The following is a 19,856-nucleotide window of genomic DNA, read 5'->3' on the forward strand; positions in this document are numbered from 1 at the left end:
GTATGGAGCCGGGGCCCCGGGCCGTGATCAGGTCGCGAAGCTCCGTCAGCTCGTCAGGGGTAAGGATTCCTGGCATGAATCGCCTTTTGGATGATGCGGGGAACATGGTCATCCGGAAGAGTCAACGGGAGGTTCAACGCGTCGAATAAGCCCCTCACCTCCTCGGGCGTCGGTTCGTCGCCCAGCCCGACGGTCGAGGACAGATCGAGGGGGACCTTCCGGGCCTGGGCCAGGCTCCGATCGAGCTCGGTGTGAAAGCTGGCGTAGAGGAAACTCTCTCGAGGGATCATCAGGGCCGGTATCCGCGGATCGTCCTGGGTGATGATCAGGCGGTTGTCGGCCATGTCATAGCGGAACGTGGTCATCGTCGACGTCAGACCGATCTGGACCTCGAGCAGGTCGTACCGCTTCTTGTGCCAGCAGGCGGCCAGGATCGTGGCGTACGCCTCCTCGCGCGTGCGGTCGCAGGTCCAGGTCTCGCCGGTCGCATCCGTCAACTCCGCCATCGATCGCCGAAAGACGGCGTACCGCTCACAGGCGTCGATGTCGACGGGGTCGAGGATCTCCAGTCTGATGGCCAGGGCGCGCCGGTCGCGGCGCGCCAGACGAACGCACTCGGGCAGGGTGACCGCGCGGATGTAGGTGCCGGTGCCGCCTTTGAACACCCAGCGGCCGGTCTGCTCACGTGCATCCTCGTGGGCGCGCGTGACCTCCCTCGGACCGGTCAACAGCCTGACGGCGGCGATCTCACGCAACGCGCGCTCGCTCTGGATGAGGGTCGTGTGCATCGCCGACAGGTCGCCGAGTCGGCCGGAGACCTCGTTGAGCGCTGCCGTCAGGCCGTGCTCGGCGTTCATGCTTCGCCAGCGGTCACGGAGGACCGCGAGGGAGAGCACGGCGAGTGTGAGCAGGATCGTGTTGTCGGCGAGTTTGGTCGTGGTGACGTCGAGCAGGCCGAGCACGCCTGCGACGATCGCGATGCCGAGCGCGACCACGGCGTCCGTCTCGGCCAAGAACCACACCAGAATGCGCTTCATCGGCATCCTCCAGTGCTTGACCGAGTTATGTGACTATTGATGCATTTCTCGTCAGAGTTGCTTAATGAAGCATCGTTCGGGCGAAGCGTCGATATGATTCCGGATGGTAACGTAGGAACAGATCGGGTTCAACGACTTCGATTTCCATGAGTTTCGGCTCGCCCGATTCGTCGATCACGAAATCGATCCGTCCGTAAATCGGCTGATTCGGGAGGGCGGCGAGGACGCGCCTGCCGTAGGAGTCCATCCACGGTTCGGCGGCCACTGGATAGGTGCGCCCCCCGTAATGATTCTGTACGCGGAACTCGCCCGGACGTGGAACCTTCAGCACGAGGTGGCTGAGCACACCGTCGAGATAGATCGCCGAATACTCTCCCTCGCTCTCGACGACCCGCTCGTACGCCTGGATCAGGACCGGCTCGTCGCGGAGCTCGGCGCGGGCGACGGACACCGCCTCGTCCAACGACGAGCACAGCCAGGTACGGCGGCCTCCCGCCCCGATCACCGGCTTCACCACGACGCGTCCGGCGTCCATCCCCGCCAGATGATCGGCGGTCAGGTCGGCGCCACGGTCGGCGACGCGTGTCTCCGGCAGTGCGATGCCGCGGTCGCGCAGCTCGATCAGATAGCGCTTGTCGACGTTCCAGGTGATCAGCGGATGGGAGTTGAGCAACCGATCATCGCGGTCGATCTTCGCCAGCCACTCGGTGAACTCCTGAAGGCGCATGCTGTAATCCCACGGAGAGTGCAGCAGGATCGCGTCGAAGTCGTCCCAAGGGGTGTTCTCGTCGTCCCAGATCACCAGCGAGGCGGCGGCTCCCGCCTCATGCAGCGCGGTGAGCAGATCGCGGGTGTCCTCCATTCCATCGGGCAGCGTGGGTGCGGTGACCAGGGCAACTCTCTGTGGCGTCATTGGTGGTCCTCTCCATCATTTCGGACGCCGGTGATTCCCCAGACGAGAAGGTCCATCGGGTCTGGTGAGGTACGCCGGAAGTCGACCCACTGCATGTTCTCCAGCAGGCTGGGAATACGTGGTCTCACCGCACCCTCCAGGAGCACCGGTATCACCGGGCACCGGCGGCCGAAGAACTGCTGCAAGAAGTACCACACTTCATCACGTTGCCAGGGTCCGATGCCGCTCTCGCCGATGAGAACCGCCGCGCATGAGATCGAGTCGATCTGCTCCTGTACTGCCTCAAGCCACGGTTTACCCGGATAGGCGTCCCAGATATCCACCCACGGCCGGATCCCTCGTTCCATCAGCTTCTTTGCCAGATGGAGTGCGCTTTCCTCGTCCTCATGGCTATAGGAGATGAAAACGTCGTAGAGGGAACGCTTGGCCTTCAATTCCACGTTGACGGATGCGACGTCCCGCTCGAGAGCGTGGTCGGCGCGCGTCTCGAGTGCGGAGGTCCTGGTCGGCTCCGGACGATCGACCCACGGGGCCGCGATGTCGACGCTCGCCTCGCAGACGTTGCAGCGGATCCAGGTGAGACCGCGCTCGACCCGCCGGCGTACCTGTTGCTCCGCCACCGCGGTGCCGCACGCTTCGCATACCACCGAGGTCCGCAGGACCAGGACGCCGTCGACCGCGACACGCCCGAGGAAGGCCCGGCACATCTCATCGAACAGCGACCGTTGAACCCCGGCGATGGCCGTCTCGTGCCGCGTCTCCGCCCACAGGGACCCCGAGTCGTCCGGGCGCACTCGGACCCAGGAACCGTGGCCGTTCGGCCAGGTGAAGCGCGCGGTCGACGCCCAGAGAGCCCGCCCGGAGAACAACCCGGAGTTGTGCAACGCCACGACGAGCGTGGCGTACACGTGATCCCGCTGGCCGGTGAGGCTCAGCGAGATGCCCGGTTCGAGGTCCGCCCAGCGGTCCTCGTCGGCGGGGGCCCGGACGGCGCTCGGAAAGCACAGGACGACGTCCTTGCCCTCGCGGATGACAACACCGGCGCCCACGAACTCCTGTACGGCCGCGTGCAGGAGATCCTGCTCCCGGCGCGGGTCGGTGACCCGCTCGTCGGACGGCAACGGGATGGTCGGCGCCAGCACGTCGTCCTCCCGCAGCGTGCCGTCACCGGCCGGCGCCCGCTGGGCGGCGATGAGGATCATCGAGGCGTACGAGCGCAGGAGGCTCGGGTCCAGCAGGACGAGGTTGCCGAAGCTGAGCCGCCGCACCAGCCCCTCGGCGTCCAGGAAGGCGAGGAGGGACCGGAACTCCTCCAGCGAGGGCTCGCCGATGCCCAGACGGGTGCAGTGCCGGGCGAACGCGGCGTACAGGGTGTGCACCGCCTCGAGAACACGGCCCTGAGCCTCGCTCTCCAGCACGAACATCCGGAGCCGCTGGAACTGGACCCCGGAGGTGAGCGTCGGTATGGCCGCCCAGTCGACCGCGTCGAGGATCATCCGCCGCAGCGCGGCGATGTTCGTCCCGTCCTTGGCGCTCGTCTCGATCAGCCCGGCGAACTCGCAGATCTCCTCCTCCCACCGCAGGTCCGAGATCGGGGCCGCCAGGCCCCCGCGGTCGATGCGGGCGATCACCACGATCCGCGGGGTCCGGGTGCCTCCGGCGCGCAGCAGCGTCTCCCACTCGCGGACCTCGGCGCGGGGGTCGGTGGTGTTCCGGTTGTCCAGCACGAGGACCGCGGCGGCCAGGTCCTCGACGTCGAGGCGTTGCAGCAGCCGGTAGATCGGCTGGCCGGCGAAATCCCACAGATAGGTCTCGCGGACGACCGGAACGTCGCCCTGCTCGGCCACGCTGCGGTCCAGCATCGAGACCTTCGTGGCGTGGGTGGACTCCGTCGGGTGGAAGTCCTCGCCCCGGAGCGCGTTGCTGAGCGCGGTCTTGCCGACGCCCGTGTTGCCCAGCAGCCCGATCCGGCAGTTCGCGTATCGGGTGGCGGACGACTCCGCGCTGAGCTGGTCGATGAGGCGGGTGTCGTACCACCACAGCAGCGCCTGGCGGTCGCGGTCGCCGGTGGTGACGAGCGCGGGCTCGTGCGGATGGAACCGGGCGCCGGCGTACCAGTGGTGGTGCTCGGCCGGCTCGTCGATGAGCTCGACGAGCTCGAAGGTGTCGGTCCGGTAGATCCGGATGGAGCGCTGGTCGTCCTTCACCGCGAGCAGCCGCTCGTCGTGTGAGAGCGAGAGGTCGTGCGGAATGCCGGTGAACCCCTCGATCACGTGCAGGAGGCGGAGGTCACGGCGGTCCCAGACGCGGACGGTGCCATCGCTGGACGAGCTGAGCACCGTCGCGCTCGAACGGGCGCCGATCAGGCGGATCACGAAGCCGCGGTGCGCTCGCACCTGGGCGACGGATTCTCCAGAATCGAGGTTCCAGACGCGGATGTGTCCGTCCCTGCCGCCGGTCAGGGCGTAGGAGTCGCCGGGCTCCCAGTAGGCGTCCTCGATACGCCCATGATGTGCGGCGATGGAGCGGACCAGCGCTCCGTCCCGGGTGTCCCAGACCTTCAGGGCGCCGTCGTAGCTGGCGGAGATGAGCCGCGCGTCGTCGTCGCTCCAGTCGATGGCATGGACGTCGTCGATGTGGCTGACGAGCGTCAGAACCTCGTCTCCGCACGACATGTCGAAGACGTGCACCGTGTTGTCCCGTCCCGCGACCGCGAGCCGCGCGGCGTCGGAGGACCAGGCGGCGGTCCATAACGGCTTTCCCGACCAGGTGGGCCGGAGCGGTGCGCCCTCCGCCATCAGCTGGACGTTGTGCGCGATGCGGCACTCGGCCGTGACGACGAACTCCGGGAAGGTGACGACGCGGACGACGCCCGCCTGGTCAGGTACGGCGAGCCGGTCCCCGGAGGGGGACCAGGCCATCCGGGTCAAGACCGCGTCGGAGCGGGCGAGCGCTCTCCGTCGGTCGAAGCAGCGGTTCTGCTCGGCCATCATGGACCTCCCTCGCCCCCTGGCAGCCCTAGTAGCCGCGTTCCGGGTCGACCGTCAGTGCCGGGAGCTCGCCGCGTCGCAGGGCCTCCCAGCAGGCGCGGAAGTCTTCGACGACATCGGAGTCGGCGGTCACTCCGGCGGTGTGCGGCGTGATGACGGTCCGGGGCATGGCCCAGAGCGGATCGTCCGGATCGGGCGGCTCGGTGGGGAGCACGTCGAGGACGGCGCGTCGTAGCCGCCCGTCGTCGAGCGCCTCTCGCAACGCGTCGTACTGCACGGTCGCGCCGCGTCCGACGTTGATGAAGGACGCGCCGCGCGCGGCACCGAGGAGATCACGCCCGAAATACCCCCGGGTGTCATCGGTCAACGGGAGTGTGGACACCAGCCAGTGTGCCTGGGGCACATGCATCGCCGCGCCGGAGGAGCTCAGCACGCGATCGAATTCCGGTGCGCCGCGGGCGGCGGTGGCCACGCCGATGACGCGGAGGCCCGCAGCGCGCAGCAGAAGCGCGACGGCCTTTCCGATTCGCCCGGCGCCGAACACGATGGCCAGATCGCCGTCGATGAGGTCGACCTGTTGCCGTTGCCAGCGGCGCATTCGCTGTTGGTCGTGGTAGATCGACGCACGCTGGCGTTCCTCCAGCATCCATGCCAGCACGTATTCGGCGATGCGCCGCCCCATTCGGCCGACGGTGCGGGTGAAGACGACATCCGCCGGCCATGACGTCGAACGGAGCACGGCGTCGACCCCGGCGTTGGTGCTGTGGAACCACAGAAGGTCGTCCATGAGGCGGGCGGGCACGTTCGGCCCGATATGAACGATCTGTCGGCCCTCACGTGCGGCCTCATCCGGGGTGAGGACCGGTCGTCGGAGGATGTGTGATAGTCGACCGCGCAGTTCGTCGGACATATCGGCATCGAGGGACACACATGCCCGCTCGACCCGTGCACGTCGTTCGTCTTCTTGTAACCCACTGGTAAATTGTGTACGCGGCCGCATGATCCGACTCTCCGCTCCCGATGGCATTCGCGATTCGATCGCCGAGCTTTTTTGGTGCTTGCATAATGGCATGAGAGGGAGAGCCGGGTCGAGCGAAGAAATGAATACGTTGCTATCTGTCCAATTCAGGTGATAAGGGACCTCCTTAACGGGCGCGGCCGGTCAGGGCAGGAGCGTGTCCAGGAAGGTGTTGCTGAACACCCGGTACGGGTCGTAGCCGTTGAGCGTGGTCCGCGCGGCGTCGAAGCCGTCGCCGGCGGCCTGGCCCGCGTTGACGGCGGTGCGGATGGTGGAGGTCAGCATCGTCGTGTCGGTCCAGGCACCGCTGGTCGTGACCGCCCAGGCCTTGGACCACTCGGGCCGTACGGTCGCGTACGAACCGGTGTAGTTGGAGAAGATCCACTGCTCCATCTCGCGGTAGAACGCGTTGCACTGGGGAGTGCCGGGGATGGTGCCCATGTCGAGCCAGACGCACACGTCCCACTCGGGGTGGTCCGGGCGGGGGCGTACGGACGACAGCTGCGGGGTGACGGCCCCGCTCACCCCGGACTCCGGCGGCTGGTCCAGGCCCGTCACGCGGATCTCGATCGGGCCGTTCATCGGGTACTGGCCCTGCGCCCGGTAGGCGTTGATCCGCGAGACGTACCGGTTGTAGAACTCGCTGACCACGCGCTGGATGTTGGACCGGGCGGTGAGGACGGCGTAGCCGGCCTCGACGATCCGCAGGGTGGTCGGCTGTACGTACAGCAGGGTGTTCTTCGTCCAGCCCCAGATGTCCCACGTGCCGGTGGTGATCAGCCCCGAGCCGACGATCGCCATCTCGAGGTTCTCGAACGACGGGGTGACCGAGACGTCGCCGTTCACGATCTGCTTGATGTAGTCGGACTGCTGCTGGTTGATGAAGTTCGCGAACGTGTAGTTGTACGGGCTGTCCACCTGCTTCGACAGGACGGGCTTGCTCGGGCTGAGCGACCACAGTTTGATCCACGGGACGGTCGTGAACGGGAACCAGATCACCTCCATCCGCCCGCACCCGTTCAGCAGGCTCGCGAACGAGTTCGATCCGGCGGAGGACGGAGCCGCGAACACGTCCGTCACCTGGATGTCGTACCGGCTCTGGCACCTCAGGCGCTGGTTGACGCCCACTTCGAGGGTCACCTCGGTGACGAACGCCCGGCCGAGGTGGGCCAGGAACGCCTTCATGGCGGAGTCGGTCCGGCCGAACGTCTTCAGCGTGAACGCGCTTCCGTTCCAGACCACGGCGGTCAGGGACTGGATGAGGTTGCTCAGCGAGCCGTAGCTGGTCCCGGCGAGGCGGCTCTCGCCCTGGGCGGGGATCGCCGAACCGTGCGCGTTGATCGCCAGTACGCCGCCGAGCGTGATGTCGCCGGGGGCGGGGATCGCGGCGAACCCCAGGCCGGCGGTCTCGAGCTTGGCGAGCAGAGCGTCCATCGTGATCCCGGTCTGCGCGGTGACCGTCGACGAGCCGACGCTGACGGACGTCAGGTGCTGCGTCGTGTCGACGAGGATGACCTTGCTGACGTCCGCGCCGTTCGGCACGAGGATCGGGGACCAGTTGTGGCCCATCCCCTTGGGCCGGAGACGGTAGCCGTTCTGCTGCGCCCAGTTCGCGATCGACACCACCTCGGCGGGGGTGTTCGGCGCGCAGGTCAGGGCGTTCTCGATGGTGATCTCTTCGGACCAGTTCTGGTACGCCTGCCGGTAGAGGGGCAGGGGGAACCCGGGCAGGGTGTCGGCGCGGGCGGGGATCCGGAAGGCGGGGACCCAGGTGAGGGCGGCCGCCCCGGCGGCGGCGAGGAGGCCGCGGCGGGACAGGTGGGAGGAATCCATGGGTGCTCCCAAGGGGAGCGGCGGTCCGGGAGGGGGACCGCCGGTGGCAGGGCGAAGCCGGCGGGGGCCGGCCGAAAGCCTCCCGCCGAGGTGACTGGCCGCGGTCGCGGCCGGAGCCGTCAGTGAGCACGAGCGTCAACGCTTGCGCTGGTTATACGGCGGATCGCGCCATTTGGTCAAGCACTTGCTTGGTGCTCATGCACGGGCCCTGGAGGGCACGGCGTGAGAGCGCGTCCCCTCGGGAGGGCCCTCACAAGGCCTCGCCGCCGCCGTCGTTACGTTCCCGGGGATGTCCGGAATCGGCCTCCTGGCGGACCGTGCGCGGCCCGATGAAGCCGTCATACTCGGCTCGGCATCCGATCGCGACGCTGGGAGGCGGCGGTGGGCGAGGTCAGCCGACGGGGCTTCATCGCCGGGACGGCGGGCGCGGTGGCGGCGGGCGTCGTCGCGGGCGAGTCCCTCACCGAGGGCCGGGCGGACGCGGCCGTACGGCTGCCCACGCCGGAGCGATCGGGCATCGACCACATCGTCGTGGTGATGATGGAGAACCGCTCCTTCGATCACTATCTCGGCTGGCTGCCGGGCGCTGACGGCCGGCAGGCCGGGTTGACCTACACCGACCGCGACGGCGCGACGCACCCGACGCATCACCTGACCGTGCCGCACGGCTGCGGCTTCCACGACCCGGACCACTCGTACGAGGGCGGGCGGGCCGAGTTCAACAACGGCGCGTGCGACGGCTGGCTGCGGGCCGGCCAGAACGACCTGCTGTCCATCGGCTACTACCACGCCGAGGACCTGGCGTTCTACGGCCGCGCGGCGCGCGACTGGACCGTCTGCGACCGCTACTTCGCCGCCATGATGGCCCCGACGTTCCCCAACCGGTTCTTCCTGCACGCCGCGCAGACCGACCGGCGTACGACGTCCGTCGAGAAGCTCGCGACCATGCCGACGATCTGGGACCGGCTCGCCGCCAAGGGCGTCAAGGGCCGCTACTACTACAGCGACGTGCCGTACACCGCCCTGTGGGGCACGCGGTATCTCGGCATCAGCCACCCGATCGCGGAGTTCTACGCGGCGGCCGCGACCGGCACGCTTCCGCCGGTCTCGTTCGTCGAGCCCGGCTTCCTCGGCGAGGCGGTGCCCGGACTGTCCGAGGACGAGCACCCGCTGGCCGACATCCGCCTCGGCCAGCACTTCCTCGGCAAGGTGCACGACGCGGTCGTGAGCAGCCCGAACTGGGCCAGGACGGTGCTGGTCGTCACGTACGACGAGTGGGGCGGCTTCTTCGATCACGTCGCCCCGCCCGCGGGCCCCGATCCCAACCCGGACCTCGGCGCGGGCCTGCGCGGCTTCCGGGTGCCGTGCGTGGTCGTCTCGCCGCGGGCCCGGCGCGGTCACGTGGCGCACCGGCTCTACGACCACACGTCGATCCTGAAGATGATCGAGTGGCGGTTCGGCCTGGAGCCCTTGACCGTACGCGACGCCGCGGCGCGCAACCTCGCCGAGGTGCTGGACTTCGAGCAGCGGCCGCGGCTGAAGGTCCCGCGGTACGACGTCCCGCGTCCGCTCACCTTCGGCTGCATCCTGCCCGACCACTCCCACGCCGGAGAGGACTGGCCCGACCTCGCCTCCCTGGCCCGTCACCGCGGCTTCGCGACCCACTGAGCCCAGGTACGACAGGGCAGACCACGCGGCTTCGTGACCCGCTGAGCTCAGGCGCGCGACAGGTCGTAGTCGGCCCGGCGGGCGTGGCGGGTCCGAGCCCAGTACTCGAACGTGAAGCCGGGCCAGATCGTGCGGTTCACCCCGTTCTCGTCGAGGTACCAGCTCGTGCAGCCGCCTTCGTTCCAGACCGCGCGGCGCAGCCTGCGCTGGAGGCGGTCGTTGAACCGCCGCTGGGCGTCGGCGCGGACCTCGATCACGTCCGCCTTTTCCGTCGTGAGCAGGCGCAGGCAGCTCAGCACGTGCCGCACCTGCGACTCGATCATGAAGACGACGGAGTTGTGGCCCAGGCCGGTGTTGGGCCCGAGGAGCATGAAGAAGTTGGGGAAACCGGCGACCGTCACGCCGTGGTGGGCCTCGATGCCGTCCGCCCAGGCGTCCTGGATCTTCAACCCGTCCCGCCCGACGATGCGCTGCTCGGTGAGCGCATCGGTGACCTTGAAACCGGTGCCGTAGACGATCACGTCGACGTCGTGGCTCGTGCCGTCGGCGGTCACGAGGCCCGTCTCGGTGATCTCGGTGATCCGTTCGGTGACCAGGTCGACATGGGGGCGGGTCAGCGCCGGGTAGTAGTCCGAGGACAGCAGGATGCGCTTGCATCCGATCGTGTAGTCGGGGGTGACCTTCGCGCGCAGCTCGGGGTCGTCGATCTGGCGCTCGATGTGGCGGCGGGCCATCTGCTCCATCGGGCCCATCAGCCTCGGATCGAGGGTGAATCCGACGGCCCGGGTCTCCAGCAGCCAGTAGATGCCGTCGCGGAAGGCGCGCTGCGCCCCTGGCACGTGCCGGAAGACGCGCCGTACCTGGTCGGAGAGCTCGAAGTCGGGCTTGGGCTGGATCCACGGGGGAGTGCGCTGGAAGACGTGCAGCCGGCTCGCCTCGTCGGCCAGGCGGGGAACGAACTGGATCGCCGACGCGCCGGTGCCGATCACGGCGACCCGTTTGCCGGTCAGGTCGGCCGACGGATCCCACTGCGCGGAGTGGAACGCCGTGCCCCGGAACCGCTCCGCCCCGGGGATCTCGGGGAGGGACGGCACGTGCAGGGCGCCGATCGCCGAGACCACGGCCCTCGGCGTCAGCACCTCGCCGGAGGCCAGCGTGACCCTCCAGTGGCCGGCCGCCTCCTCCCACTCCAGGGCCTCGACGGCGCAGCCGAACCGCAGGTGCGGCGCCAGGTCGTACTTGTCGACGCAGTGGCGCAGGTAGTCCCAGATCTCGTCCTGAGGGGCGAACATCCGCGACCAGTCGGGGTTCAGCTCGAAGGAGAAGGAGTACATGTGCGACGGCACGTCGCACGCGCACCCCGGGTACTGGTTGTCACGCCAGGTGCCCCCGAGATCGTCGGCCTTCTCCAGGATGACGAAGTCGTGGAAGCCCGCCCGCTTGAGCTGGATGGCCATGCCGAGGCCGCCGAACCCGGAGCCGATGATCGCGATTTTCACTGATCCTCCTGGAGCGCCGCCCGCTCACCCTCTCAGGTTACCGATAGTAAGTTACCAGCGGTAGCTTACCGGCGGTAGGTCGTGAGATAGAGTTCACATGTGCTCTCCAACGAGTCCGTCGAGTCTGTGAGGACGCGTCGCCCGAGGATGCCCCGCGCCGACCGCGAGCAGCAGATGCTCGACGTCGCCGAGGAGGTGTTCGCCGAGCGGGGCTACGGCGCCGTCTCGATGGAGGAGATCGCCGAGCGCGTCGGACTGTCCAAGCCGATGCTGTACGAGTACTTCGGTTCCAAGGAGGGCCTGCTGCTCGGCGTCATCCGGCGGGCCCGCGGTGAGCTTCGGGAGACCACCGAGCGGGCCGTCGGCGCGGGAGGCTCGCCGGAGGAGATGCTGCGGCGCGGCTACATCGCCTACTTCCGGTTCAACGAGGCCCATCGCCGGGCGTGGCTCGTGCTCCTGCAGGAGCCGGTCCTCATGAGAAGCGCGGCCGAGGAGATCGAGGCGATACGACGCCAGCAGAGCGAGATGATGGTCGGGCTCCTGGCCGCCCACCTCCCGGACCGCCCGCGCCGGGCCCTCGAGGCGTACGCCGAGAGCGTGATCGGCGCCTGCGAGCGCATGGCCCTCTGGCGGGCCCGCAACCCCGAGGTCGCCCCCGAAGAGGCCGCCGACCACCTGATGGACCTCACCTGGACCGGCCTCGCCGGCGGGAGTGCTCCTGCCTGAGTGGGCTGGTATCGAGATTCTCACTATGAGTGCTTGACTATTTACTCTAAGTTGACTCGACAGGATTTTCGACTACGATCCGTCCTGTCTTCGTCACCTTGTGTTCTAGTCCCCCCGGAGGGAATGATGCACTCATGGCGGTCCAAGCCCTTGAGGTGCCCGTGGTTCGAAACGACGACATCCGCAGCACGTTCCGGGAAGTCTGCGACATGGTGCCGCAGCACCGGGTCGAGCTCGTCAACGGCCGGATCGTGGTGAATCCGTTGCCGACCGGACAACACAACGACATCGTCTATTGGCTGTTCGCTCAGCTCCTCGCCGTTGCTCAGGCAAACGGCTGGAAGATCTGGACCGACATCACGCTCTTCTTCGGGCCGCAGCGCGATCGCTACCGGCCGGACCTGACCGTCGTGCCCGCCGAACCGAAGATGTGGGCGAAGGACCACATCTACGCCGACCAGGCGCTCCTCGTCGTCGAGGTCGTCTCCGCGAGCAGCGTGACCGACGATCACGAGGTCAAGCCACGGCAGTACGCCGCGGGCGGCGTGCCGCTCTGCCTGGTGATCGACGTCTTCGCGCGGAAGGTCCGGCTGCTGTCCCAGCCGAGCGACGACGGCTACCAGCAGGAGACCGACGTCGTGCTGGGGCGTCCGATCGATCTGCCGGAGCCGTGGAAGCTCACGCTCGACACCGCGGCGCTCACCGCCTGATCGGCGCGCCTTCCGGCAGCGTCAGGCGATCGTGCGCCAGGACTGTTCCTGGGTGAGCTCGCGGCTGCGCCAGCCGTCGGGTGTGCGGATCAGCCGGTGGTGATACCAGCCTCCGCCGCGGATGAATCCGGGTTCGGTCGCGGCGATCGTCGACCGTGACGGGGCGAGGGTGTCGGCGAACGACGCGCTGACGTGTGCCTCGTCGCCGTCGACCGACGTCGTCACCGCCCCGATCAGATGCTGCCTGCCGGGCCAGGCGGCGAGGACCTCGGCGAGCCAGCGCTTGATCGCTTCCGGGTCGCCCTTGGCGCCGCCGGACGCGGAGAAGTCGATGATCGCGTCCGCGGTGAAGACCGAGTCGAGCAGCGCCCACTCACCGCTGTCCACGGCGCGGACGTAGCGGGCGAGCAACTCGCCGATCTCCAGCCGGTCGGCGATCTCCTGAACATCCATTTCTGGATCATCCGTCTCGCCAACCGGACGATCAATACCGGAACCGGTCTACCATCCGTGATCACCTTCGTACGGAGGGACACTGCCCTCGGTTCGCCACGTGGGGGAGGCGCGATGCGACGTCTTTGGGGGAAGCCGACCGGCCGTGAGCCCGCCGGGAAGGATCCCGGGGAGGCACCCGAGCCGAGCCCGGGGGAGGGGTCCGTCGTCGGGGAGGTGACCCTACATCCCTGGCAGGCCCATTTAGGAGAGCTGGCCGCGACAGGCCTGGCGGGCATGAGCCGTCGCCTGCCCACGCTGGTCGGCGCGGCGATCCGCCTCGCCTGGCGGGCGAGCCGGTTCGACACGGTCGTGACCGTCCTGCTCAACCTCGCCGCCGGGGTCTTCACCGCGTACGGCCTGCTGGCGACGGCCGGTGTGCTGAGCGCCCTGTTCGCCGGCGGCCCGACACCGGACCGGGTGCGGGCGGCCCTGCCGTCGCTGGCGCTCGTCGCCGGTGCGGCGGCGCTGCGCTCGGGGCTGCAGGCGGGGGCCGGGTGGGCGCAGGCCCGGCTGAAGCCGAAGGTCAACCGCATCGTCGAGACCCGGCTGTTCGAGCTCACCACGCGGGTGGACCTGACGGCGTTCGACGACACCGACTTCCACGACGCGATGCACCGGGCCCGCCAGCGCGGCCTGTACGAGGCGTCGGCGGTGGTCCAGGAGGCGATCGACATCCTCACCGGCGTCGTCGGGGTGACGGCGGCGGCCGGCGCGCTCGGCGTCCTCCACCCGGTGCTCCTGCCGCTGTTGCTGCTCACGGCGGTGCCCGACGGCTGGGCCGCGGCGCGCGTGGCCCGCATGCGCTACCTGACCATCTTCACTCTGTCCCCGGTCCGCCGCCGCAAATGGGTGCTCGCGGACCTGATGGCCGACCGGGACTCCGCGGCGGAGATCCGGGCCTTCACGATGCGCGGCTTCCTCGGCAGGGAACACGATCATCTCGCCGCCGAGGAGTGCCGAGTGCACGTCGCGCTCGCCCGCCGCCAGACGGTCGCGCTGGTGCTCGGTGAGATCGCCGGCGGCGTCGCGAGCGGCGGGGTCTACGTCGCCCTCGGCGCGCTGCTCGCCACCGGAGCCGTGCCCCTCGCCGTCGCGGGCACCGCGGTCCTGGCCATCCGCACCGGCAAGACCTCCCTCGCCTCGCTGCTGTACGCGGTCAACCAGTGCTACGAGTCGGGCCTGTACTTCGCCGACTATCTCGACTTCTGCGCCGAGGCCGAGCGCCGCGTCCCCGAAGAACGCCCCGCGACGGCACCGGTGACCTTCGACCTCATCACCGCGGAGGACGTCTGGTTCACCTATCCGGGCGCCGACGAGCCCAGCCTGCGCGGGGTCTCGGTGCGGATCCGCGCGGGACAGGTGGTCGCGCTCGTCGGCGAGAACGGCTCGGGCAAGACCACACTGGCGAAGATCCTCGCGGGTCTGTACCGCCCGGACGAGGGCGAGGTGCACTGGGACGCGAACCTCCTGTCCGAGGTCGACCTCGAACGCCTGCGCGAGAGCATCGCGATGATCCCGCAGGACTACACGCACTGGCCGATGACGGCGCGGCACAACATCGCGATGGGCCGCGCTCCCGACGACCGCCTGATCACCGAGGCGGCGCGGGCCTCCGGCGCGGACGAGGTCGTCGAGCCCCTTCCCAACGGGTACGGGACGCTGCTCGACCGGCGCTTCAAGGACGGCCACGAGCTGTCGGGCGGGCAGTGGCAGCGCATCGCCGTCGCGCGCGGGTTCTACCGGGACGCTCCGCTGCTCATCTGCGACGAGCCCACCGCCGCCCTCGACGCCCGCGCCGAACACGCGCTGTTCGACCGGATCCGCGGCCATGCCGACGGCCGTACGGTACTGCTCATCACCCATCGGCTCGCCAGCGTCCGTCACGCCGACCAGGTCTACGTGCTCGACCGCGGCCGAGTCGTCGAGGAGGGGCCGCCCGCGGAGCTCCTCGCGGCGGGCGGCGTCTTCAGCGAGTTGTACGACCTGCAGGCCCAGGCCTACCGGCTGCAGGAGAGCCCGTCGGGCCCGGCACCACGCCGATGACCCGCGAGCCCAGGGCGTAGACGGCAGCGCGAGGCAGGAGGCGCACGGGCTTGCCGGCCGGCGGTTCGAGGCCGTGGGCGGCACACGGACTCGGAGATCGGCGGGCCCGGTGGCCGCACCGAAGATCAGGGGCTCAAGACCATGGGCGCCGTTCGCCGAGCGAGATGAGACGCCGTGTCATGGCGGGAGGTTCGGGTCGTGGCGTAACCCGGCCATCGGCCAACCTTTCGGGTTCGTCCCCCCTCTCACCAGGTGTAACGCAAGCGCGTGGGAGAGGTGGACCTCATGAAGATCAAGCGAATCGCCGTCACCGGCCTGGTCGTGGGCGCCCTCGGGATGGGTGGCGCCGCCCTGGCCGGTCCCGCCTCCGCGGACACGGCGCGGAGCCTGCCCGGGCACTCCGAGTCGTTCCCGGTCCTGCGGCAGGGGGAGACGAGCGAGGAGGTCCGCGCCCTCCAGTGGCTGCTGAACTGCCGGGGGCTCCGGATCCCCGTCCCCTCGCACTTCGGCCCCCGCACCTACTCCGCCGTGCGGACGTACCAGTCCGCGCACCGGCTGCACGCCGACGGCGTCGTGGGGGCGGCCACCTGGACCGACCTGCTGTCCCGGGCGCAGGTCAGGTACGGCGACCGCAACGACTGCGTGAAGGCCGCGCAGGTCCTGCTGAACAAGTACCACCACCCGTACCACTTCTCCGACCTGCCGATCAGCGGCTACTTCGGCCCGCAGACGCGAAGCGCCCTGCACATCGTGCAGGCGCGTGCCCACGTCGCGACCGCCGACACCATCACGGTCCCCACCTGGAGCATCCTGCTCTTCCCGGGCGACTGAGCCCCGGTCAGGGCGTCTCGCGCCGCCGGGCGGGGGGCACGGACCGTACGACCGCGCGCAGCGCGGCGGGCAGCGGCACGGAGGTGCCGCCGGAGACGGCGACGTAGGTGATGTGGCCCGTCGCCAGCGCGTCGTCATCCGCCTGGAGGACGAACGACATGGACAGCGAGGTCCGTCCGGCGGCGGTCGGGCGGACCTCGATCGAGACCAGGTCGTCCAGACGGGGGCCGCGGCGGTGCTCGCAGCCGCTGGCGACCACGACGAGGTCGGCGCCTGCCGCGCGAAGCGCCCGGTAACCGCCGACGTGCTCGTCGAGCCAGCCGAGGAACGCGTCCTCGAAGTACTCGTAGTACCGGGCGGCGTGGAGTACGCCCTGGGCGTCGCAGTGCCGCGGGCGGACCCGGGCGCGGTAGACCGACACCGGCACCGCGCCGGCGTCGGCGGGCGGGCTCCGGTGCGCCCAGATCGCGTCGAAGGCCGCTTGGTCGAGGGGGAGCATCCGGCAGTCGGCGATCCGGCCGTCCCGCAGGCGGTAGAGGCCGACGGTCGACCAGGTGTGCTCCTCCCCGGCGATCAGCGCGGTGCCGTCGGTGACCGCGGTGACCCATTCGCCGTCGCCGCTGAGCACGTCACGGGTGTGCATGCGGAAGCTGCGACCGGCGAACTCCCGGCGCCTGCGGAAGTAGGCGAGCACCGCCTCGACGCCGTGGTGGTCGCCGGCGATCGCGTTGTCCCCGGGAACGTGCCAGGCGATGTCGTCGGTGAGGATCTCCCGCAGTGCCGCGGCGTCTCCTCCGCCATAGAACGCGTTCTGCGCCGCGTGCAGGCGGTGCAGGAGGGCGATGGCCTGATCCCTGTCCAGCGTCGTTCCCCCTCACCGGAGACGGGCTCTCAGGTGATCATAAGGTCAGGACGTGGCGTGTCGCCGGATCCATTCGTACATCGCGACGCCGCTGGCCACGCCCGCGTTGATGGAGCGCGTCGAGCCGAACTGGGGGATGTGCAGGACGATGTCGGAGGCCTCCCGGGCCTCCTCCGACAGGCCGGGGCCCTCCTGGCCGAACAGCATGAGGCACGCGCGGGGCACCTCGGCGGTCTGGATCGGCCGGGACCCGGGCAGGTTGTCGATCCCGATGATCGGAAGATCGCGGTCCCGGCACCACGTCACCAGCTCGCTCGTCGTCGGATGGTGACGTACGTGCTGGTACCGGTCGGTGACCATGGCGCCGCGGCGGTTCCAGCGCCGGCGGCCGACGATGTGCACCGCCGCGGCGAGGAACGCGTTGGCGTTCCGGACGACCGCGCCGATGTTGAAGTCGTGCTGCCAGTTCTCGATCGCCACGTGGAAGGGGTGCCGCCGGGCGTCGAGGTCGGCGACGATCGCCTCGTTGCTCCAGTAGCGGTATTCGTCGACGACGTTGCGGCGGTCGCCGCCCGCGAGCAGTGCCGGGTCGAGCCGCTGATCCTCGGGCCAGGGCAGCGGGTGCGGGCCCACTCCGGGTTCGGCGGCTGCGCCCGCCTCCGGCTCGACACCGTACGGGGCCGCGACCTCAGACGTCATGCGACCGAGCATAGAACGTGTCCACCGCGGCTCGACCTGTGCGAGCCGGAGGTCCCAGCGGTGTGGTCGCCGCTTTGACTCACCCCGGCTCGGAGTCCCGGCCCCGCTGGAAGATGGCGAAGAGCCAGGCCAGGGACGGCACCAGGAGCACCAGCCCGACGAGGACCGTGGCCAGCGTGGCGTGCAGGACGGTGGGCTGGGCGGCGGCGCCGGCCACGGTGACGCGCGGCGGCAGGAGGACGGGGTACTGCGCGACCGGCCAGCCCCAGATCACGGCGGCGACGGCGGTGGCGGCGGTGATCCGGGCGATGGCGAACCGCCGGGCGACGAGCAGCGCCAGAGAGGCGACGCCGGCGACCGCGGACAGGATGACCACGGGGAGGGCCCGGCCGATCAGGCCATCGTACAGGCGCGGCGCGTCATGGCGGAGGACGAAGATGCCGCCGATCGCGACGCCGCCGGTGACCACCGCGGTGACGATCCCGCGCCGGCGGAAGGCGTCCGCGAGTTCCCCCTCACCGTGCCGGCGGGCGTCGCCGGTGAGGTAGACCGCCGCGAGGTACGCCGTGGCGCCGACGGCCAGCACGCCGGCGAGGATCGAGGTGGGGTTCCACCAACTGCCGATCAGGTCTCCCCGGGCCAGGCCGACCGGGACGCGCCCGGACGCCACCGCGCCCGCGACCGTTCCGAGGAAGAAGGGGGTCAGGACGGAGGACAGCGCGAACGCGCCGCCGAACAGCCGCAGCTGCCACAGTTCCGTGCTGGCCTTGCGGAACGCGAACGCCGAGCCGCGGGCGATGATGCCGAACGCGATCAGGGTCAGCGGGATGTACAGCGTGGACGCCACCGACGCGAACACCGTCGGGAAGCAGGTCCAGAACATCACGATGACGAAGATCAGCCATACGTGGTTGGCCTCCCAGACCGGCCCGATCGCGTGCTCGATGAGGCGGCGCTGGGCGAAGCCGCGCCGAGCCCCGCCCGCCAGGGCGTCCCAGAAGCCCCCGCCGAAGTCGGCGCCGCCCAGCAGCGCGTACATCGTGATCCCCACCCAGGCCAGGACGAGCAGGGCCTGCGCGGCGGTCACGGCGAGTACTCCTCGGTCCAGCCCTCCTGGGGCGCGGTGACCGGCTGCACCCGCAGACGGTTCAGGACGTAGCCGGCCGCGACGGTCAGCACGAGGTAGACGGCCAGCACCGCGACCAGCCCGACCCAGAGGCCCGGCGCCGGATTGACGGCGTCCGCGGTGCGCTGGTGCTGCCAGACGATCCAGGGCTGCCGGCCCACCTCCGTGGTGACCCAGCCGGCCTCCAGCGCGACGACCGACGCCACCCCCGAGATCGCCGCCAGCCGCAGGAACCAGCGGGAACGCGGCAGGTCCCGCCGTCGCCACCAGGCCAGCGCCAGCCAGGCGCCGAGCAGGACCAGGCCGAACCCGATCGCCACCATCGCCTGGAAGCCGAGGTGCACCGGGTTGACCGGCGGCCGGTCGGCGACCGGCACCTTGTCCAGACCCTGGACGACCGCGCCGGGCCGGTAGCCGACGAGCAGGGACAGCGCGTCCGGGACACGGATGGCGTACCGCATCTCCCCACCGACGTACGCGCCGCCGATCGACAGCGGGACGTGCGATCCGGTGTGGTTCAGGCCCTCGATCGCGGCGAGCTTGACCTGCTGGTTGGTCGCCAGGAACCTCGCCATCGCGTCACCGACCACCACCTGCACGGGCGCGACGATCGCGGCGACGGTGAACGGCAGCAGGAACCCGATGCGGTGATAGCGATCCCGGCGGCCGCGCAGCATCCCCACGGCGTACACGCTCGCGATGCCGAAGCCGGCGACCATGAAGGCGGCCAGGACCATGTGGAGGACCTGCCGCGGCATGGCGGGATTGAACATCGCCGCCCAGGGCCGTACGTGGGTGACCTTCCCGTTCACCAGGTCGAAGCCGCGCGGCTGGTTCATCCAGGCGTTCGCCGAGACGACGAAGACCGCCGACAGCACGCCTGCCACGCACACCGCCAGGCCGGTCAGCATGTGCGCGCGCGGCGGCAGCCGGTCCCACGCGTACAGGTAGATGCCGACGAAGATCGCCTCGATGAAGAACGCGAACCCCTCGAGGGCGAACGGCAGGCCCAGCACCTGGCCGTACGTGCTCATCAGGCCGGGCCACAGCAGACCCATCTCGAAGGACAGGATCGTGCCGGAGACGGCGCCGACGGCGAACAGCACGCCCATGACCTTCGCCCAGCGGTGCGCGAGCCGGAGGTAGTCGTCGTTCCCGGTGCGACGGCCGCGCCATTCGGCGAACACGGTGAACGCCGGCATGCCCACTCCGAAGCAGGCCAGAATGATGTGCCAGCCCAGAGAGAACGCCATCTGCTCCCGGGCCGCCATGAGATCGCCCGGAGTCGCCGCGACGGCCGGCAGTGCGAGCATGAGCGGCTCCTCACCGTCCGTGCCGGTACCGGCCGGGCACCGGCGCGTACGGACGCGCACGGACAGGACATCCGCTTCGTTTACCCACGTGGC

General features: G+C 69.7%; 16 protein-coding genes. 5 read left to right on the forward strand and 11 right to left on the reverse strand.

The annotated features are described in order from the left end of the window. Window positions 1-53: 53 nt before the first annotated feature. The 5 genes from ABEA24_RS19150 to ABEA24_RS19170 form a co-directional block, all read right to left on the reverse strand. The gene (locus ABEA24_RS19150; protein ID WP_345432265.1) at window positions 54-1,037 is read right to left on the reverse strand and encodes a hypothetical protein; all 984 of its coding nucleotides are present in this window, start codon (window positions 1,035-1,037) and stop codon (window positions 54-56) included. A gap of 61 nt (window positions 1,038-1,098) precedes the next feature. Next, a complete protein-coding gene (locus ABEA24_RS19155) occupies window positions 1,099-1,950 on the reverse strand; it encodes an ATP-grasp domain-containing protein (RefSeq protein ID WP_345432266.1) in 852 nt (283 codons plus the stop codon). Further along, window positions 1,947-4,940, reverse strand: coding sequence for a TIR domain-containing protein (locus ABEA24_RS19160; RefSeq protein WP_345432267.1), 2,994 nt, complete (start codon window positions 4,938-4,940; stop codon window positions 1,947-1,949). The genes ABEA24_RS19155 and ABEA24_RS19160 overlap by 4 nt, the downstream gene beginning before the upstream one ends. Before the next feature lie 28 nt (window positions 4,941-4,968). After that, the gene (locus tag ABEA24_RS19165; protein WP_345432268.1) at window positions 4,969-5,727 is read right to left on the reverse strand and encodes an NAD(P)-dependent oxidoreductase; all 759 of its coding nucleotides are present in this window, start codon (window positions 5,725-5,727) and stop codon (window positions 4,969-4,971) included. A gap of 375 nt (window positions 5,728-6,102) precedes the next feature. Next, a complete protein-coding gene (locus ABEA24_RS19170) occupies window positions 6,103-7,791 on the reverse strand; it encodes a cholesterol oxidase substrate-binding domain-containing protein (protein WP_345432269.1) in 1,689 nt (562 codons plus the stop codon). Between the two features lie 381 nt (window positions 7,792-8,172). Between ABEA24_RS19170 and ABEA24_RS19175 the strand changes: the two genes are divergently transcribed. Continuing rightward, window positions 8,173-9,459, forward strand: coding sequence for an alkaline phosphatase family protein (locus ABEA24_RS19175; RefSeq protein WP_345432270.1), 1,287 nt, complete (start codon window positions 8,173-8,175; stop codon window positions 9,457-9,459). A gap of 47 nt (window positions 9,460-9,506) precedes the next feature. On the opposite strand, the gene ABEA24_RS19180 is transcribed toward ABEA24_RS19175, so the two are convergent. Continuing rightward, window positions 9,507-10,958: a flavin-containing monooxygenase gene (locus tag ABEA24_RS19180; RefSeq protein WP_345432271.1), complete on the reverse strand. Its 1,452-nt coding sequence runs from the start codon at window positions 10,956-10,958 to the stop codon at window positions 9,507-9,509. 147 nt (window positions 10,959-11,105) lie between these two features. On the opposite strand from ABEA24_RS19180, the gene ABEA24_RS19185 reads away from it, so the two are divergent. Together ABEA24_RS19185 and ABEA24_RS19190 are read left to right on the forward strand one after the other, a co-directional pair. After that, window positions 11,106-11,684 carry a TetR/AcrR family transcriptional regulator gene (locus ABEA24_RS19185; protein WP_345432272.1) on the forward strand — a complete coding sequence of 193 codons (579 nt, stop codon included), beginning with the start codon at window positions 11,106-11,108 and terminating at the stop codon, window positions 11,682-11,684. 134 nt (window positions 11,685-11,818) lie between these two features. After that, the gene (locus ABEA24_RS19190) at window positions 11,819-12,394 is read left to right on the forward strand and encodes a Uma2 family endonuclease (RefSeq protein ID WP_345432273.1); all 576 of its coding nucleotides are present in this window, start codon (window positions 11,819-11,821) and stop codon (window positions 12,392-12,394) included. A gap of 21 nt (window positions 12,395-12,415) precedes the next feature. Here the strand turns inward: ABEA24_RS19190 and ABEA24_RS19195 are convergent, their stop codons facing one another. Then, the gene (locus ABEA24_RS19195; protein ID WP_345432274.1) at window positions 12,416-12,847 is read right to left on the reverse strand and encodes a nuclear transport factor 2 family protein; all 432 of its coding nucleotides are present in this window, start codon (window positions 12,845-12,847) and stop codon (window positions 12,416-12,418) included. Between the two features lie 276 nt (window positions 12,848-13,123). On the opposite strand from ABEA24_RS19195, the gene ABEA24_RS19200 reads away from it, so the two are divergent. Continuing rightward, the gene (locus tag ABEA24_RS19200) at window positions 13,124-14,932 is read left to right on the forward strand and encodes an ABC transporter ATP-binding protein (RefSeq protein ID WP_345432275.1); all 1,809 of its coding nucleotides are present in this window, start codon (window positions 13,124-13,126) and stop codon (window positions 14,930-14,932) included. Window positions 14,933-15,217: 285 nt separating this feature from the next. Further along, window positions 15,218-15,763, forward strand: coding sequence for a peptidoglycan-binding domain-containing protein (locus tag ABEA24_RS19205; RefSeq protein WP_345432276.1), 546 nt, complete (start codon window positions 15,218-15,220; stop codon window positions 15,761-15,763). A gap of 7 nt (window positions 15,764-15,770) precedes the next feature. Here the strand turns inward: ABEA24_RS19205 and ABEA24_RS19210 are convergent, their stop codons facing one another. From ABEA24_RS19210 to ABEA24_RS19225, 4 genes are all read right to left on the reverse strand, one after another. Beyond that, entirely contained in the window at window positions 15,771-16,625 is an 855-nt protein-coding gene (locus ABEA24_RS19210) for a nuclear transport factor 2 family protein (protein WP_345432772.1), read from the reverse strand. A 45-nt stretch (window positions 16,626-16,670) separates the two neighbouring features. Beyond that, on the reverse strand, window positions 16,671-17,324 hold the full coding sequence (locus tag ABEA24_RS19215; protein ID WP_345432277.1) for a TrmH family RNA methyltransferase: 654 nt from the start codon (window positions 17,322-17,324) through the stop codon (window positions 16,671-16,673). Between the two features lie 79 nt (window positions 17,325-17,403). Next, complete coding sequence (locus tag ABEA24_RS19220; RefSeq protein ID WP_345432278.1) at window positions 17,404-18,411, reverse strand: cytochrome d ubiquinol oxidase subunit II; 1,008 nt, start codon at window positions 18,409-18,411, stop codon at window positions 17,404-17,406. Next, window positions 18,408-19,763 (reverse strand): cytochrome ubiquinol oxidase subunit I, encoded by a 1,356-nt coding sequence (locus ABEA24_RS19225; protein ID WP_345432279.1) that lies wholly within the window; start codon window positions 19,761-19,763, stop codon window positions 18,408-18,410. The genes ABEA24_RS19220 and ABEA24_RS19225 overlap by 4 nt, the downstream gene beginning before the upstream one ends. Window positions 19,764-19,856 lie beyond the last annotated feature (93 nt).

Source organism: Actinoallomurus vinaceus, from assembly GCF_039542055.1.
Taxonomy (GTDB): Bacteria; Actinomycetota; Actinomycetes; order Streptosporangiales; family Streptosporangiaceae; genus Actinoallomurus; species Actinoallomurus vinaceus.

What these genes read in the sequence shown, in the direction of transcription:
- ABEA24_RS19200 (WP_345432275.1), top strand. Translation starts at nt 13,124, where the DNA reads ATGAGCCGTCGCCTGCCCACGCTGGTCGGCGCGGCGATCCGCCTCGCC.
- ABEA24_RS19150 (WP_345432265.1), bottom strand. Translation starts at nt 1,037, where the DNA reads ATGAAGCGCATTCTGGTGTGGTTCTTGGCCGAGACGGACGCCGTGGTC.
- ABEA24_RS19170 (WP_345432269.1), bottom strand. Translation starts at nt 7,791, where the DNA reads ATGGATTCCTCCCACCTGTCCCGCCGCGGCCTCCTCGCCGCCGCCGGG.
- ABEA24_RS19205 (WP_345432276.1), top strand. Translation starts at nt 15,218, where the DNA reads ATGAAGATCAAGCGAATCGCCGTCACCGGCCTGGTCGTGGGCGCCCTC.
- ABEA24_RS19215 (WP_345432277.1), bottom strand. Translation starts at nt 17,324, where the DNA reads ATGACGTCTGAGGTCGCGGCCCCGTACGGTGTCGAGCCGGAGGCGGGC.
- ABEA24_RS19195 (WP_345432274.1), bottom strand. Translation starts at nt 12,847, where the DNA reads ATGGATGTTCAGGAGATCGCCGACCGGCTGGAGATCGGCGAGTTGCTC.
- ABEA24_RS19185 (WP_345432272.1), top strand. Translation starts at nt 11,106, where the DNA reads ATGCCCCGCGCCGACCGCGAGCAGCAGATGCTCGACGTCGCCGAGGAG.
- ABEA24_RS19160 (WP_345432267.1), bottom strand. Translation starts at nt 4,940, where the DNA reads ATGGCCGAGCAGAACCGCTGCTTCGACCGACGGAGAGCGCTCGCCCGC.
- ABEA24_RS19225 (WP_345432279.1), bottom strand. Translation starts at nt 19,763, where the DNA reads ATGCTCGCACTGCCGGCCGTCGCGGCGACTCCGGGCGATCTCATGGCG.
- ABEA24_RS19190 (WP_345432273.1), top strand. Translation starts at nt 11,819, where the DNA reads ATGGCGGTCCAAGCCCTTGAGGTGCCCGTGGTTCGAAACGACGACATC.
- ABEA24_RS19155 (WP_345432266.1), bottom strand. Translation starts at nt 1,950, where the DNA reads ATGACGCCACAGAGAGTTGCCCTGGTCACCGCACCCACGCTGCCCGAT.
- ABEA24_RS19165 (WP_345432268.1), bottom strand. Translation starts at nt 5,727, where the DNA reads ATGGACGACCTTCTGTGGTTCCACAGCACCAACGCCGGGGTCGACGCC.